The 17,549-nt window shown below is 31.1% G+C and carries 14 protein-coding genes; 5 read left to right on the top strand and 9 right to left on the bottom strand.

The features are described 5' to 3' along the window. From E0I61_RS09100 to E0I61_RS09060, 9 genes are all read right to left on the bottom strand, one after another. On the bottom strand, positions 1 to 1,647 hold the full coding sequence (locus E0I61_RS09100) for a DUF6035 family protein (RefSeq protein WP_132070848.1): 1,647 nt from the start codon (positions 1,645 to 1,647) through the stop codon (positions 1 to 3). Positions 1,648 to 1,660: 13 nt separating this feature from the next. Continuing rightward, a complete protein-coding gene (locus tag E0I61_RS09095; RefSeq protein WP_132070846.1) occupies positions 1,661 to 2,812 on the bottom strand; it encodes a hypothetical protein in 1,152 nt (383 codons plus the stop codon). 39 nt (positions 2,813 to 2,851) lie between these two features. Then, on the bottom strand, positions 2,852 to 4,753 hold the full coding sequence (locus E0I61_RS09090) for a UvrD-helicase domain-containing protein (RefSeq protein WP_132070844.1): 1,902 nt from the start codon (positions 4,751 to 4,753) through the stop codon (positions 2,852 to 2,854). Continuing rightward, entirely contained in the window at positions 4,735 to 6,831 is a 2,097-nt protein-coding gene (locus E0I61_RS09085; protein WP_132070843.1) for an AAA family ATPase, read from the bottom strand. Before E0I61_RS09085 ends, E0I61_RS09090 begins: the two co-directional genes overlap by 19 nt. An 83-nt stretch (positions 6,832 to 6,914) precedes the next feature. Continuing rightward, positions 6,915 to 7,541, bottom strand: coding sequence for an ATP-binding protein (locus E0I61_RS09080; RefSeq protein WP_132070841.1), 627 nt, complete (start codon positions 7,539 to 7,541; stop codon positions 6,915 to 6,917). An 84-nt stretch (positions 7,542 to 7,625) separates the two neighbouring features. Further along, positions 7,626 to 8,501: a transcriptional regulator gene (locus E0I61_RS09075; RefSeq protein ID WP_132070839.1), complete on the bottom strand. Its 876-nt coding sequence runs from the start codon at positions 8,499 to 8,501 to the stop codon at positions 7,626 to 7,628. A 78-nt stretch (positions 8,502 to 8,579) separates the two neighbouring features. Continuing rightward, positions 8,580 to 8,870 (bottom strand): helix-turn-helix domain-containing protein, encoded by a 291-nt coding sequence (locus tag E0I61_RS09070; protein WP_132070837.1) that lies wholly within the window; start codon positions 8,868 to 8,870, stop codon positions 8,580 to 8,582. A gap of 383 nt (positions 8,871 to 9,253) precedes the next feature. Then, positions 9,254 to 10,084, bottom strand: coding sequence for an RteC domain-containing protein (locus E0I61_RS09065; RefSeq protein WP_132070835.1), 831 nt, complete (start codon positions 10,082 to 10,084; stop codon positions 9,254 to 9,256). Positions 10,085 to 10,176: 92 nt separating this feature from the next. Beyond that, positions 10,177 to 12,696 (bottom strand): bifunctional aminotransferase class I/II-fold pyridoxal phosphate-dependent enzyme/GNAT family N-acetyltransferase, encoded by a 2,520-nt coding sequence (locus E0I61_RS09060; protein ID WP_132070833.1) that lies wholly within the window; start codon positions 12,694 to 12,696, stop codon positions 10,177 to 10,179. Positions 12,697 to 12,951: 255 nt separating this feature from the next. Between E0I61_RS09060 and E0I61_RS09055 the strand changes: the two genes are divergently transcribed. From E0I61_RS09055 to E0I61_RS09035, 5 genes are all read left to right on the top strand, one after another. After that, positions 12,952 to 13,335, top strand: a complete 384-nt coding sequence (locus E0I61_RS09055; protein WP_132070831.1) for a DUF7793 family protein — start codon at positions 12,952 to 12,954, stop codon at positions 13,333 to 13,335. 81 nt (positions 13,336 to 13,416) lie between these two features. Then, a complete protein-coding gene (locus E0I61_RS09050; protein ID WP_165930206.1) occupies positions 13,417 to 14,295 on the top strand; it encodes a helix-turn-helix domain-containing protein in 879 nt (292 codons plus the stop codon). Between the two features lie 286 nt (positions 14,296 to 14,581). Next, positions 14,582 to 15,442 (top strand): helix-turn-helix domain-containing protein, encoded by an 861-nt coding sequence (locus E0I61_RS09045; RefSeq protein ID WP_165930205.1) that lies wholly within the window; start codon positions 14,582 to 14,584, stop codon positions 15,440 to 15,442. A gap of 163 nt (positions 15,443 to 15,605) precedes the next feature. Next, entirely contained in the window at positions 15,606 to 17,204 is a 1,599-nt protein-coding gene (locus E0I61_RS09040; protein WP_132070825.1) for a MauE/DoxX family redox-associated membrane protein, read from the top strand. 39 nt (positions 17,205 to 17,243) lie between these two features. Continuing rightward, positions 17,244 to 17,528 (top strand): DUF6520 family protein, encoded by a 285-nt coding sequence (locus E0I61_RS09035; protein ID WP_132070823.1) that lies wholly within the window; start codon positions 17,244 to 17,246, stop codon positions 17,526 to 17,528. Positions 17,529 to 17,549: the final 21 nt, after the last annotated feature.

Raw genomic sequence — 17,549 nt, 5'->3', positions numbered from 1 at the left:
TTAATATGTGTCATTTTCAAATTTTAAATCTTTGAATATACTTGAAATTATTGGATTATAACTTACCTCCTTAATAGGATTAGTAATATTATACTCCTCTAATTTTCTTTTAAAATTCCCTTTTTTATCTTCAATTCTTAAAAAATTATCTAATCCATAGTAAGTATTAATTGCTTCTAAAATTATATGTGCAAACCCAATTTTACCTTTTGGATTAAAATAAAAGTTTGGTATTTCTACTAAAGTTTTGAAACTATAACCAATTACTTTTTTTTCTTTGATAGATAAAACCGCAATCAATACTCTTTCAATTTTTGATAAGTGTTTTAAGCAATCTAAATTGTCTTTTAATTTTGTGTAAATTACTGCTAATGACAAAAAATATAGAATTGAGTTTCGATAGGATGTTTTATAATTATCCAATTCGATTTTATATTCACTTATAAGGAAATTTAGATCTTTTTTTGTTGGGGTATAACTGTTTCTAAATAATTCATCAATTTTTGTGTGTATTTCATTTAATTCTGACTTGAATATAATTTGCAAAGGGCTTAAATTACTATGATTCAATTTTAATCTTTCAAAGAACAAAGCATTTTTATTTTCATAATCAAGTTGTTCTTCATCTATTGCTTTTTGTCTTTCAGTTTTATTTTTTTCGTGTTGCTTTTGTCTTTCAATTTCTTGTAATCTTATTTTTTTCTGTTCTTCGTTAATTAGTCTTTCCGCTTCTTTTCGTTCTAAAATTTTCTTATCAATTTCTAATTTAACTTTATTTTCTGCTTTATCAACATCAAAATAATAAACTTTATAAGAAGCTTCGTCAAAAGTTAATTCGTTTAAATTTATGTATTTACTTTCCCATTCATACTCAATGTTTTCTACGTTAGATTTAGGCTTTTGATATTGGCATAATAGAAATAAATCATTATTAATGTTGGACAAATTAATTGCTTCTTGATCTAAAATAAAAGCATTTCTGTTATTTGAATAGAATATATCTTTTTGAGTAAATCGTTGTTTATCTGCTTCTATTTCAAAGTTCTTAAAAACCCAAATTATAAAAGTCTTATTTTCTTTGTAGAAATGCTGTCTTTCACATATTACATCTAAAAAAGTAGTTGCAAGTTGAATTTCAAAAACTAATTTCTTTTCTTTAAATACGGAAGTTATATCGGGCTTTTTCCATTCAAGATAATTTCGTTCACTTTTGTTCACCATTTCTGGTTTAGCAAACGAAATCTCTCCTTTAGTTTCTTTATTTAGGCATAAAAAATCATAAATAAGATTTTTGGTTTCAATATGTAAAGCTCCTTCTTGCTGACCATTAAATTTCCCTCTTAAAATGTCTTCTCGGGATAATTTTGTATCGGTCTTAATTGGGCAATCATTACTGTCTTTTAAATGCTTAAAGTATTTAATCTTTCCTTTTACACCTTTTCCGCCACTTATTTGTACCATTTGACCACAAGTATCACAAACAAGAAATGGTTCTCTTTTTTTCTTATAAGCATCTTGACATTTTTCTCTGTAAGGAAAAACAATATGGTCACCTAATTCCAAAAAAGTATTCGCATAAATTATCTGTCCTGTATCAAGATTTAATACGGTTTCAATCGTTCTTATATTTTCTGTTTCTTTTTCCAATGATACTATTTTACTATCTGTTCAAGATTATTTGGTCATAATGTTTTTTAAAATACTCAAGTTCATTAATTGCAATTAATGAGGATTTATCCAACTTATCATTCCATATATTATTGTAATTATGGTATGCTACATCATATACTTCTGTATCTTTTTGAATTTCCCAAGCAATACCTATTACAACAGCCGATTTATTCATTAAAAAGGCAGCGACCATACACCTAATCTCCAATTCTTTTAATCTTTCTTTTGGATTATTAAATTTCCCAGAAATAAACACATAAATAACGTGATTAAATGTGGGCGAAAAATAAATTCTTGCCCTGATATTAGTTTTAATTACCTCATTTAAATTGTTTATTAATTTTACTCTTTCAAATCTTGTTTCTTGCGCCATTATCTCATACGCTTTCATCAAACTATTTAAAGATTTGGTATTATAACCGTTTTGTGCAAAATGATTTTGAGCTGAATGATTAATTATGAAATCCCATTTATAACTTTCTTGTTTTTCCTCTTTTTCTTTAATAAAAAATTTATCTTTTTTGAGGCTTTTATATAATCCTTCATCAAAAATTAAATATGTTTTGTCTGGAAAATTAAATTCATTGAATAAATAGTAAGCTAACAAATCTTCTTCTCCATTACCCGTAAAATGAACATTTGATAGTTTGGTTTGCTTTTCTCTTAAATAACTAATAAAATCTGTTATTGTATCAAGTTCCAAAGTAATTGAATGAAACGAGACTTCATCCATTATATTTACATATCCATTATTTCTAATAGATTCTAGAATAGGAAATTTGCCTCTTCCTCCAATTACTAAAGCAATTTTGAAAAAGTTTTTTTCTATTGGTAATTCTATATCTTCCTCTGAACCTTTCAATTTAAACGAAGAAACGGTATTTAGAAAGCGTTCTGCTCCATTGAGTTGTTTTACAGAATCTTCAATTGCTCGTGTATTCCATCTGTTGTAATCAACTTCATAGTTGCCAGTTAGATTAATATTAATTTCTTTTACTGATATCAATACTATATCCTTGTCACAAATAATAATAACATCGCAAAGCTCTTTTCCTTTTTTACCAATAGGATTCACAAAGCTAAATAATGAGAAAAAAGAATCTCTACATAAATTATACGCCCATTCTTCTGATTTAGTCATTATTATCGAACTCCTTTTTAATTAATTATTACACTTCTATTAATCTAAACAAACCACATTGTCAGCTCCAAATAATTCTTTTGCCTTTTCAATAACAGTTGGTTTAGGATTATGATAGTAAACTCCTAGATTATCTTTTGCTCGTGTACAACAAACGTAAAATATTTTTTGAGTTCTTTCTAAAACACTCAGTGTACCAGTATTTAAAAACAAATATTCAAAGTTATAATCATTCCATTTACCATTATCTAGAATAACTAATACATTGCTAAATTCATCGCCTTTTGTTTTATGTTGTGTTGAGAATGGTGTAGCACCTTCTAAATAATCATATAGCTTTTGAAATTCAGTAAATTTTATATTTTTTACTCGATTATAAACATATTTCTTCTCAGTTATAAATTTTAGTAAATTATCATCAATAAGACAAATACCTTTTTCATTAGCTTCTGTAATTATTTGTTCAATTGTTTTATCTCCAACATTAATTAATTCATTTATATTTTTTTGTAGTAATCGCTTTTGTTCAATGCTATTAAAATTATATTTGAAATCAGTAATTCTTAAAAACTCATTATACTTTTTGTTTTGATATAATGAAATAATATTTTGAATTTTAAAAAGATGTTTTATTAAATGATCTCTTTTTGACCCTTTTTTATTTTCATCCTCTTTATCCTGTTTTTTATCATCTAATAATTGGTCTTTTTCCAAATATATTTTTCTAAAATCTGAAAATTTATAATTCCTTGCAGCTGTATATAAATCATTATTTTGAGCAATAAACATTCCAATTTGTGTCGAAGGATTTACAGTTAAATTGACTTGATCAATGACTTCACCAAATGTTGCATCATCAGAAATTTCAATATTATCTTCTTTGATTTTCTTTGTAATTTTATTTTTTAATTCAATAATTCTATCACGATCGTATATTTCCATTAAACCTCTAAATCCTGCTTTTCCTGCAATTAGATTATGGGTTAAATTCAATTCTTTTGTTTGTTTTGAATCTGAAAAATCCCAGCCTAGATAATCTCTAAAAGTTTGTAAATTACCATCATTTGAATAAGCAAATTTTATATTACCATCTTTTACAGTTCCATCCGACATGTTGGGTGCATTATTATCATCGGAATGAGTTTGAACCAAACCATCGGAATTAACTCGTAATCTGTTCGCTAATTCATACACCAATTTTGGATTTCTTCTGTTTTGCTCTTTCTTAACTTCTTTTACCTTTTCGGCATCAGTACCTTTATAATCATCTAAATTACCTATACCATCTGGATAAATAGATTGCATTGCATCACCAAAAAAGCCAATTATATTTTTCTTTTTACTTTGATTTAAATGCGTAAGGAATATTTCAATTACTTCTTTGTGAGTATCTTGATATTCATCAATAAATATAAATTGGTATCTATCTTTTAAAATATCACATAGTTTTGGAAAACTATGAAACATACTGTTGGCAATAATTAATAATTCATCGTGAGAAATAATACCTTCTTTAAGGCGTAAATATTCTTTGTATTGAATATCGCCGTCTAAACTATTGAAATAATCCGGCAACACAGTTTCATTATCAATTTTTATTTTTGTTTCATTTACATCGTTTATTAATTCTACCAATGTAGATTTAAGCTCTTTTTGAAAATGCTTGATATTGTCCCAAAGAAAATCGTGTATGGTGGTAACATTCAAATTATCGTGATTTACCCTTTCTTCAATCTCTTTAACAGCTGCATTGGTATATGTCATACAAGCAACTTTAGAAGTTGGATTATCTTCAATTACTTGTTTAATTACTTGTACAAGAGAATAAGTTTTTCCGCTTCCAGCTCCACCACTTAAAAGAAAGTTATTTCCATTTCGGATGTGTTCCATAATTTCTTGAAACTCATCTTTTTTTTCTAAAACTAATCCTGTTTCAACCATAACAATCCTTCTTTTATATATCCTGGTATTTGCCAATTACTAAAATCATCGTTGCTATGATATAATATATCCAAAGCAAAATGAGTTTTTTTATTAATACAATTTTCAGCTAATTGATAAGCATTATTTGCTGTATTATCAAAATCAGTACGATTTTTCAAGCCTTTAAATTCATTTTTTATTGGGGTAATAAAATCTCTGTTTAAATGAATAAAGGAGTCTTCAAAACTGCGAGAATTAAATCCATTTTCTAGTATTTGATAAACAACACATAGTTTACCATTACCATCAACATTCCATAAACCAGTAGTGTTACTAAAAGTCTTATTTTGAATAGTAAAACCTTTTAAATCAATTAATGTCGGATTATTAAAGAAAAAGCTTAAAGCATCATTAGAATAGTTAACTCCAATTGAGGGCTCACATTTTTTATCATCTAATCCAATAGTATCTAAATCCGTAATAACTAAAGTTTTTATGCCAATAAATTCTATGAATTTTTCAAAAATTTGAGAATATGCCCCAACTTCTATAATTGAAATGTTTTGAGAAAGAAGAGGAAGTGAATTATCAACGGTTCCAAGGCTTTTATGTTTTTTTTCTTCTTCAATATCATATTTTTTCATCAAAGTTGGAAACAAAATTCTTTCTGTATCTCCTTCAATTAATATTGCTTTGTCAGCAAAAAATATCTCGGCTCTATTGATTGTAAGGTATTGTTTTAGAAATTCATACTGTTTGGTATTTGTTTTATATTCTTCTTTTAATTCTTTTAAGTTTTTTGCGATTACAGAATTATTGCCATTCTTTTTTAAGTATTTAATATCATCAAAATTACTTTCAGAAACAATATGAGAAGAATGTGTGCTAATTATTGATTGCAATTCGCCACTTTGACCATCATCTCTTTTAATTCCTTGTTTTAATAATTCTTTGATGTTTTTAATAAATACATATTGCATCTGTGGATGAGTATGCGCTTCCGGTTCTTCAATAAATAGCAAATTTATATCCGAAGGTTTTTCATCTTTACTATTCTTAAAATCTTGAATAAGGATTTCAATTTCGAATATCATACTTATTAAATTCATATACCCAAGACCATTGTAATGTTCTGGCAATGAACTTTCATTATGATTATACATAACTGTTGTATTGCCTTCAAGTAACTCACGATGCTGCAATGTTGAAACTATTTCAATAATTGAATCATCTTTTTTGACACCACCGAATATTTTGACTTTTTCAATTACATTTTTAAATAGATTTGAATAAATATCACTTAATACAAAATCTGTATCACTTAATTTGTCTTTAAAGTCATCGATTGCCTCTTGCTGTTCATCACTTGCTTCTGTCTTTGTGTAAATTTTTGATGTTTGAATTGATAACGTTTTATCAGCTTCTTTGTTAGAAACATCACGTTTAGCCCTAATAAATTTAAAATTAATTATTTCCTTAATGCTAATTTTTTCTTTTATCAAATCGATAAAATTCAATTCATTTTCTTCATTAGTACTTAAATCAAACTCAATCGATTTTCTAGCGAACACAAAGTATTCTTGATGATTTGCTTTTAAAAAATAAAATAAATCTTTCAACGACTTGGATTCATCATCCTTTTTCTTTCTAATTTTTAATGCTTCTTTTTTTGCGAATTCATTATAATCAATTCTTAATTTATTTAATTTTTCGAAATCAAGAACGTATTCAAAGCCTAAAACAATAAAGTTATTATTTGGATCTAAATCCATCATTACCCTTGAAACATTAGATAAATTATCTTCTTCATTGTACTCAATAAATAGTTTTAATTTGATGCCTTTTTGCTCAAAAATATCATCGTTTTCGGAAGGATTCTCAACTAATGCTTTAATTTCATTCTTAAAATCTATATTAAAATCATCAAATGAAAATTTAGTTTTATCTGACTGATTTAAGAATTTATCTAATACTGCCAATAAAGAAGTCTTCCCACAATTATTTTTACCAATAACCAATGATAATTCATTTTCTAGATCTAATTGAAAGTTTTTTAAAAGTCTAAAATTTTCAATTTTTATTTTATTTATCTTCATAATCCACCATTTATATGGTTTACCAAAATAGAAAATAATTCTGATTAATTTGTTTGTCTAGTTTTGACTTATTAACCTACTTATCAAACTCTTTTATCTTCAAATTCTTTATCAAAAGCAATCAAATTAATCATTTCCCTTAATCTGCTGCGAACACGATTACCATACACATTTTCAATTTCACTTGCTGATAAATTTGTAGTTATATGTGTTTGGACTTTTCTCGTTGTAAAAATATCGTAACGACTTAATAGAATTTCTGCCATTACATTGCATTCGTTTCCGAAATATTTTAGGTTGTTTTCTGTGCCAAGATCATCAAAGCAGATGGTTTTGGGTTCGGATTGGTAGAGTTTGCCTTTGCTGTATTTGTGGATGATTTCGTAACCATCCTGGATAAATTCAAAACTGATATCTCGGCAAGGTTTAACGAAAAATTTGTGTTCCGTTGGGGTTAGGTATTTCATTAAATTCAAAAGTGATGTTTTGCCACAGCCGACTGGTCCAGAAAGCATTATTCCTTTGTTGAGGTTGATGTTGTATTGAAAACACGCTGCTTCGTCTTTTAGGAAATAAGCGATGAGTTTGTAAATTATAGGGTAATCGCTTTCAAGGATTTTGAAATGATTTCCGTATAATTCAACGCCTTTTTTTTCGAGCCAAATAATTACTTCATCGTAGTTATAGTGGGATTTTATTTCTGTTTCCATTTGGTGATTCGTTTATTGATAGGTTCTCGATACTTTTTTTGTTCCATTGCATTACACAAAAAACACTCGAACTGACGGGACTTGTTAAAGTGGCTCCGAATAGTCTTTGTCAGTGACTGTGTTGAGGTGTTTTGCTCTGTTTGGGTTTTCATTGGTGTTGAATTTGTTTGCGTTTAGTATCCAGTTTTGTGCTGCAGCTTGCCAATCGACCATCGGGGTTTTACCACCAACTAGCCAACCGATGCTTGAGAAATAATTAAAAAACTTTTGTGCTTCAAGTTCCGGGAAGTTTTGTTGGAGGAAATAGGTTTTGACTTTTTCGATTGTTGGTTTATCGTCTCTCGACTGCGCTCGGGATGACACGCTCGAAGTGATAAAATCTTCTTTCTTTTTTTCGCGCAACTTTTTTTCTTTCTTTTCGGTATCAACATTTTTTAAAATATCATCTTCAATTTGAAAATTTTGTGCTTGCTCATCCAAGTTTACAATCTTTAAATTGTTTGAAATGTTTGGTATGTTTGTATTGTTTATATAAGATACCAGCGCTTGTTCACTACCAGTCCCACTACTAGTACAAGACTTGTTCACTACTTGTTCAGTAACGAGTTTAAAAACAGGTTCAGTATTTGAACTGGTATTTTTTTCGTTTTTGGGCATTGGTTTTAGTTCGTCAGAAAGATTAAAAAGATATACTTGACTCCCTTTGAATGGATTATATGACGGCTCATAATTGATGTATCCTAAAGAATGCAAGTTTTTTAAGCATTTATGATAAGTCGCTTTAGAACTAATTTTGCTGATTCGCATCACCTCATCACGCGAAATACTGATTGGATTTTTGAATCGATTGCAATTCCAGAATTGAAACAAAGCCACATACATACTCACATGTGTTGGATTGAGCACTTTGTCTTTGGCTACTTTGTCGAAAAAGCCAGTTAGGTGTTTTATGTAATTCATTGTTTTGAATTTATGGTTTATTGCTTGTGTATTTTTCTACCCCACCCTATGGGCACCTCTCCAGAGGAAGGTGAATGTTTATTTGAAGAGATTGGGAATTGAGTTGACTTTGTTCTGTTCCAATAGTTTATCAATGTCTTGATTGGCATAATAGATAGTGCCACCGATTTTAGTATAGGCAAGAGTTCCGTTGATGCGGAGGTTTTGGAGTGTTCCGGGAGAAATGTTTAGTAGCTTACGTACTTCTGTGGATTTTAGCCACTTTTTGATGCTAGCCGTATTTTGGGATTCTACTATTTTTTTGATTTGTTCCAGGAGTTCTATTTTGAATTCCTTAAAATCTTCTACTGTCATAATTGTTGCAGCCATTTGAAAGTGGTTTAAGTTTGTATCTATTGTAATTTTTTACTGAGACAAAATTGACTGCTTTTATTTGTTTTTTATCCCCATACGAACCGGACTACCGAAGAAATTTAACATTTAAACATTATTTAAAGCCTGTTTTGGTGGGTATTGGCGTTTTTTATCTGTGTTTTTTTTGTGTTGTTGTAGTTCTGTATTTAAAAAATATCATTTTCTAATGAAAAATGACTCGTAGGATGGGTTTTCTAAAAGAAAAGGCTAAAAAAACATAATTTTAAGCTGTTCTTTAGAAATACAAAAAGTCCCTGTTATTTGGCTTTGACAGTCGATTACGAGTTTGTTTTTGTAATACTATTCTTCGTAGGTTCCGATTGACTACCGATTTTTAATTATTCCTCTTCATCACTCATTTTTTGCCGTAGATTCGCCATCAATTCTTCCAGAAATTTTGTTTTACTACTCTTGCGTTCTTTAATTTCGGTGTAGGTTTTGTAGATATTTTCTATTTTGATATTAAAAAAGTCTTCGAATGATGCCGCTATTGTATTTATGTCGGCCGCGCCATGGTTTAAAGCCCCATTGGAATGTAAGGCATAGATTAATTCTGTGAGTGCTGTTTTTGGAGCTGTCCATGCCAGTACTTTATGTTTTTTCTCTTCAAATAGTATTTCATGTCCAGCATTGAGCTTTTGCATTGCTTCGCGGATGTAATGAATGAAACGGTACATTGCTTTTATTTTTGCCCAGAGCATGTCGTGTGAGGAGGAGAATTCGGGATATTGGTAATAATCGGTCATCGGAGTGAAAGGGAAATTATTGCCAGGGTTTCTTGTAAAAAACTGATGATCTATATAGGTATTTCCTTGTTCCATATAATTCACAAAATCCCTGTTTCGAGAAAAGAACTTATTGATTTTGCGCATTTCCTTTTCGAAAAATTCTATTTGGTATGAAGTGCCTGTTTTTGGCTTTCGCAGTTCACAAGAGCGTACTTCGGTATAATAGATTAGGTAACTCATAGGGAGTGGTTTGATATTTTTGAAAAAATCAATCTCAGCGGGTACTGTTTCGAAATCATTCTGCTCCACTATCTCTTTTAATTTGGATACCGTTTTGTTGCATAAATCAATACCTCCAGTTGCTTTTTTGAGATGGTTTTCTTCGGAATAAATTATCGAATTTATTTTAGAATTAAAATCTTCAACAGTGTTTTTAAACATAGGTTTCTGGTTTAAACCACACCCCCAACCCCTCTCCAAAAGGAGAGGGGAGTGAAAAGTGGATTGGTTATATTTTTTGGTTGTAATTAGTTTTAATTGCCAGAGCGTGTTTTGTCTTCGTTCTGAAGTGTACCCATTAATTCCATTGAAAAATTATCTCTTGCCTGAATGTAGGCTACTTTTGGAATTATTGTGGCTCCTAATTTTCTTTTCTCAAAAGTGGCAGATACGCCAAAATCAATTTTATTTAAGTTCAGTTCTCGAGCGCGTTTGATTGCCTGAAACAGGAGTTGTCGATAGAGTTGGAATTCTTTTGCATAATCATAATCCATTCCTATCAATGCTGGAACATAAGTGTGCGACGTATTTTTATAACAAAACAGAATTCCAACCAATGGATTTGAGATTTCGTTTTTTAAATATAGAAGTATGAATTCCCATCCGGAATGCTTTTCCATTTTTTGGAAAACTTCTATCGGGTAGGTAAATGTATTTATAGCATGATTGATATTTTTCACATTCAGATACAATTTATATGCCTGCTCTAATTCTTCGTTTGTTAAGTGATTTTTTATTACAATATCGAAAGCCTGTTCAAAAGGCAGTATCTCTTTTGTAAAGTGTTTTCTAGAACGGGTAGAAAGCGAAGCAGAAAATTCTTCGATACTACTCCATTGTGTATTTTCTATAATGCAGGTTTCAGGCATGCTTATTTTTAAGAAACCTTGATTGTGAAAAATACGATTCAATTTTTCATCTACCTCGAAATCTCTTAATACTACCATATCGGCGTTTAATTGATGGTACAATGTTTCAACTTGTTCTAGTAAAAGCATTATGGCTTCTTCTGCTAATGGATGTGCTTTATTGATGTAACAATGATTGCCCTCTGTGAATAAGGAACCCATTCCCAATACTTTTGATGTGAGGTATAATGGATTTTGTTTTCTTTTTTCTTCCAGTTGTAATGAAATCGATTCTGGTGCCAACATATCATCTTTCCAAAGTCCGTATGTAAAAAAAGTTGCCAGTACAGGAATTCCGTTTTTGTCTTTGATTACATAATAATGAAAGTCCCAATTGTTTTCAGGATAGTTCGGATTTGTAAAAGCATTTTCTAAAAAAGATAATCCTTCCCAGTCGAATGTGCTTCGTCTTCCTAAAATTTCATTCCAGTTCTTTTTATTTATTTTTTCTATCGATGTTTCGTATTGTAATACTAAGTCCGTTTTTATCTCTACATTTTCTTCCGAAAAAGTTATTGTTTGCCTAAGGTCGTCAGGAACACACTTTTTCATTACATCGGAAGGAAAATTTTTCTTCTTGTGGGTTTCTATTGGCAGTATCGTCTCCATTATGCCAAAAGCTGTATTCACTTTGTTTAAACTATTACCCGATTCTTCTAAGGCTTTTGGATAATGGTATTCCATCGCTTCTACTAATGCTTTTATTTCTTCTTTTTGATTGTGTCGTGAAAGTGTGGTTCGAATACCTGTGTTTTTGATTGGGACTGCCGGATAAATGGCTGGATTTACATAAAAACCTTCGTTAAAGAGCCGTTGCACCATTTTATATGCGGTCAACGGCATAGCGGTACCCAAGAAAAATACTGGGGAATTATTTAAGGCTATCATTGGGAGTGTGGTTTTTTCCAATAGTGATTTGAAATATTCTATTTTTTCAGATAAATCACATTGTAAGCTTGTGATTTCGGGAGAAAGATGAATGTCAGCTGAAGCGATTGCAGCTGCTACGGAAGCCGGTTCCAGTTGTGCGGAAAAAGTAAGCGGTCCACCAAAGTTCTTAATTTTTTCACGCAGTCGGCTATCAGTACAAAGTAATGTCGCTCCGCTGGCACCAAATGTTTTACTTAAAGTACCAAACAATACTACATTTTCGGGTAATTCTTTTAAAATGTCTAATACATATCCTGTTCCGTTTTTTCCTTTCCAACTCATTCCGTGTACGTCATCAAAATAGAGGTGCAACTGTGAGTATTTTTTGCATAACTCCATCAGCTCCCGTATAGGAGCATAATCGCCAAACATGGAATATACACCATCTGCCATATACCATATTTTATTGCATCTTGTAGTGAGGAATTTAATTTTATCTTCCAGCATATCCAAATTACTGTGTCGGATCATTTCTACAGGAATCCCTCTTATCTTTAATAGTTGGCAGGCATTCTGAACACTCCAATGCACTTGATGGTCTAGAATTACTCCATCTTCATCCCTTACCACTGTTGGAATTACTGCCAGATGACCTAATGTGCTGTTTTTAGTTATGATTGGAGAGATTCCATACATAGCCTCAATCTTATTTTCCAATTCGCTATATAACGGATTGGAAATGTAGGTTTTGGAGAGTGGGAATTGTGTACCATACTTTTGAATAGCTGTTATTGCTGCTTCTTTTAATCTGTTGTCTTGCTCCAGTCCTAAATACCCGGTAGTGCCAAAATGAAACATTTTTTTACCCCTAATTTGTAATGTTCTCCCATTTAAAACTTCATCTTCTACATAGAGATGTAGTACACCTTCTTTTTTTGCTCCAGAGATTACCTCATCGACGGTATCAATGAAATTGTTGTGCTTGATTTTTGCCATATTGTTTAAGTTTAAGTTATTGAAATGTAAAATTTTATGAAGATTTTCTATATGATTGGTGCTGTCTAGTGGGTAAAATTCTGTATAAAAAACAAAAAAACTTGCATCCAATTATGCAAAAATCCAAATATGATAACTTATACTCCCGATTTGATAATTCCATACCCTTTTACGCTAATTGTGCTATTTTGGTACTTTTTGTATTACTAATTATTGTTATTTTTGCTCAAATAACACCATTATATTTAAAATACTATGAGACTCACAGATGGTTACTATGAGAATGAATATGCCCATTTTTGGATTCGAAATAGCATTCTTTTTTTTGAATACAAGCCTAATATTGTCATTGATTTGACCATAGCTCACCGGATTGTTGCCGATCGAATACAAATGCAAAATGAGAAAGCCTATCCTATATTGTGTGACATCAGAGGTGTTGTGGATTCTGACAAATCCGCCAGAGATTATTTAGCCCAATCCGGTTCCGTTTTAACCAAAGCTGTTAGCATAGTTGCGAATCAGAGTGTTTCCCTAATTATGACCTCTTTTTATCTTAAAATATGTAAGCCAAGTGTTCCAACAAGGATTTTTACTGATGAGTCATCCGCTTTAGTTTTTTTGGAAACTTATAAATAGTACAGTAAACCATTTTTTTAAGACTATTTTAGTTAGTGTCCCATTATGCAACAAGAAATCGATCAACGGCGCATTCAAAAGATGTATCAAATGCTTCTCGAAATGGCAGGAGGTAATTTTACGAATCGTATTCAACGATCCGAAAAGGATGATGAATTGGAAGCCTTAGTTGTGCTTATTAACATGGTTGCAGAAGAAATGAAGGAATCTCTTTTTTATTCTGGATTTATCAATCCTCATTATACCCATAAGCAGTTTGTTCAAACCACTTTTATTTTGGACGCTGATTTTACTATCAGAAGTTATAATTCAGCTGTTCCCTCAGTATTAGGCTTTCCGCCTGATAGGCTATATAATAAAGCCTTCAGCAGTTTACTCTCGAAGGAATCCTTACCGATATGGAATTCTGTTGCTGCGGCATTACTTCAGGATGCGACCTACAATAGTACTCAGGAGCTCATTTATATGACCCAAGAGCAATTGCTTGTCCCTTGCTTTTGTACTATTTCACGACTTATGCACAGTAGCACTATTCTAATTAGTTCTGTGGCTACCATTATTACGGAACCAATAAAAACTTTAGTTTCCCCTGAAGGTACTAATTTACTTGGTGGACTCAGTAGCTATTCTGATGTGCAATTGATGCAGCATGTTTATGATTATATTTTAGCTAATTTGAATTCTCCTCTACCTTCCTCAAAAGATCTCTCACGAATTTTTGGATCCAATGATTATAAATTGAAATCTGGATTTAAACAATTATTTAAAACGAGTATCTATCAATTTTATACGAATGAACGGATGAAAAGAGCCCGTCTTTTGATACAGGAAACAAAAATTCCTTTAAAAAGTATCGCTTCTACGAATGGATTTACTAGTTATCCTAATTTTTCAAGAGCCTTTAAAAACCATTTTGGACAAACTCCAAAGGACATTAAGAGGAGGCTTCCGGATATTTGATTATAGGCTTTGAGTTATATTAAAGTTCTTCCATAATAATGTTTTTGTGTATCGCTATTTTAAGACGGGATACATTAAAAAATCCCGAATTGATAAGTCATAATCCTAAATTGATAAGCTTAACAATAAATGATTATTTATTATTGCATTTTCCTTTATTTTTGGTACCTATCATTAAAAAAGTATTGGAAGTTTTCGTTTAGAATTAAAAATTTTAATTAACGACACTATGCAACAGGAAATAAATCAACAACGTATACATAATGTCTGCCAAATGCTTCTTGAGATGGCAGAAGGAAATTTTGCCTACCGTATACCCAGAACAGGAAATGACGATGAACTGGAAGCATTGACCGTTCTAGTGAATTGGATGGCTGAAGAAATGAAGGAATCTGTTTTCCACGGTGGTTATGTCAATCCCCATTTTAGTTACCGGTATATCGTTCAAAGTAGCTATATCCTAGATTGTAATTTTGCTCTAAAAAATTTCAGTGCTGATGTTCCTAACCTTTTGGGATTTGAGTCCAACGACCTTTTAGGACAAGATTTTACAGGAATACTTACAAAAAAATCATCACTCCTATGGGAAACTGTAAAGACAGAAATGGTACAAAATGAATCCTATCACACCACTGTACCACTGGAGTTCTCCACCTTTGATAAATTGCTTATCCCAGCCTACTGTAGTATTTCAAAGCTCTGTCAGAGCACAGACATAGTAATTAGTTCGTTTTTCGCTATTGTAGAAGACATAAAGGAAAAGAAGACCTTCTCAAGTGAAGCTGTTACTGCCGAGGAACAGAAAATTCATAATTATTTAGATGTAAAATCAACACAAGCAGTTTATGATTATATATTAACGCATATGGATTCCACTTTGCCAACTTTAAAAGAACTATCCCGGCTTTTTGGCACTAATGAATACAAATTAAAAAATGGCTTTAGGCATTTATTTAAAATAACCATACAGCAATTTTATAATAATGAAAGGCTTAAGCGGTCACAACTTCTGATAAAGGACACGAAAATTCCATTAAAAACCATTGCTATCATGGCAGGATTTTCTACCTATCCTAATTTTTCAAGAGCTTTCAAAATTAAATTTGGTTATTCTCCAACTAACATGGCAAGACGGTCATCAATTTGATAAGTTGTTCTGTATTATTTAGTGTTAGAGCTGTTTATAAAGTAAACTGCAAACTTGCAAAAATAAAAAAATCCTGATTTGATAAGACAAGATCCTGATTTGATAACACTTATGTGATTCTATTTTGAGAATTTTACATAACTAATATCAATCTCTTTACGAAATGAAATCAAGACAACGCATAAAAACTATTATTATTGAAACGATTTGCCTTCTTTATATACTGTTGTTTGTATATGCTGCTATTAGCAAATTAATGGATTTCGACAACTTTCAGGCTCAACTTGGTCAATCACCTTTACTTAGCGCTTATACAGGATTTGTCTCATACACAGTGATAATAATAGAAATCATCATTTCAGTATTATTGTCAATACCCAGATTCCGTTTAATCGGATTGTTTTCATCGTTTTGCTTAATGGTAATGTTTACAGCTTATATAATTATTATAACCAATTATAGCTCATATGTTCCTTGTTCCTGCGGGGGTATTTTGGAAAATATGGATTGGAACGAACACTTAATTTTTAACATTTGTTTTGTTGTTCTCGCAGTTATTGCAATTTTAAGCACTATTAATATTAAAAATAAAAATGGAAGTAGTGGAAATAAAATAAAATCGAAATACTCATTAGATAATAAGAGTGGCACAATACTTTTGGGAGTAATGACTTTCATCAGTTTTACATTTATTGCTGCTCTTTACATTTCTTCCGATAATCTGATGCATAATGAAAACCCATTTATTCGCCGTTTTATTCAAGGTTCCGCAACTAAAACAGTAGGAACCGATTTAAATAGTAATTCTCAATACTTTGCAGGAACCGATGGTAATACTATTTATCTTGGCGATAACCAAGCACCATTACATATTACTGCCTATGACTCAACATTAAATGTCAAACATCATTATAAAATTCAATTGGAACGTGAAAATTTTCCTTTCCGAACCGTTCAGGTCCGTGTAGCACCACCTTACTTTTATCTAATGGATGGAACAGTACCGGTTATTTACAAAGGGAATATTTCCGATTGGAAAGCAAAACTGCTAATGCATGACAACAATTACTATTTTTCTAAAGCCGAGATTGTCACACCCAACAAGATTGTATTCCGGGCACAGGAATTAAAGTCATTAAACAACACATTGGGAACTTTTACATTCTCTGACAGCTTACAAGTACAATATGCTCCTAAACTATTGCAAAAGCAAATTGATGGCTTCTTTGACACAGATGGAATGATGTACTTTGACGAGCGACTTCAAAAATTCATCTACGTCTATTATTATAGAAATCAATTTATTATTGCCGACAAAAACCTCAACCTTATATATCGCGGTAATACTATCGATACTACTACTCATGCTAACTTGAAAATTGCTTATATAAAAAACACTAAGCAAAGAAAAATAGCTTCTCCATCATCCACAGTGAATCAACTTACTGCTGTTTCCGATAAGTTACTTTTTGTGAACTCTAAACTAATCGGGCGTTATGAGCCAAAAGAAATGTGGAAAGAAGCCTCAATTGTCGATGTTTATAATATTGAAAAAAACACCTATCTGTCAAGTATTTACATCTATGATGTCAATGAAGCAAAAGTACAATCAATGTTAATTTCTGGAAATAATTTATACGCAATTATTGGTCATTATTTACACAAATATCATTTGGATAAACATTTCGTTACTGTACCCAAAATAACAAAACAACAAAAATCTTTACCGGCCGGTAGCAGGGTTAAGACTGAAAACCTGTAAAAAAGAGTAAGTCAAAATTTTAATTTAATTTGTAATATCATGAAAACAATTTTAAAAGTGATTCTGCCTGTATTGGCATTCACAATGGCAAGTGCCGCAGCGGTTAGCACCAATGATGCAAAAGTTAAGGATGCCAAAAAAACAGTGTTGATCACTGGATTCATCCAAAACCCTTCACCTACAAACTGTCTTTCAGTCAATGTAAATTGTACAGAGGTCAATACCGGCCAAACTTGTATGTCTAGTGAAAGTACTCCTAGACAAGTTTGGAAAAAAAATGCTGCAAATGCTTGTAGCTCCAATCTCTACAAGGTGATTCACTAAGTGCTAAAATTGTAATATGCA

This window comes from Flavobacterium ranwuense (assembly GCF_004349315.1).
In the GTDB taxonomy this organism is placed as follows: Bacteria; Bacteroidota; Bacteroidia; order Flavobacteriales; family Flavobacteriaceae; genus Flavobacterium; species Flavobacterium ranwuense.
This window is presented reverse-complemented; position numbering and strand designations above follow the sequence as displayed.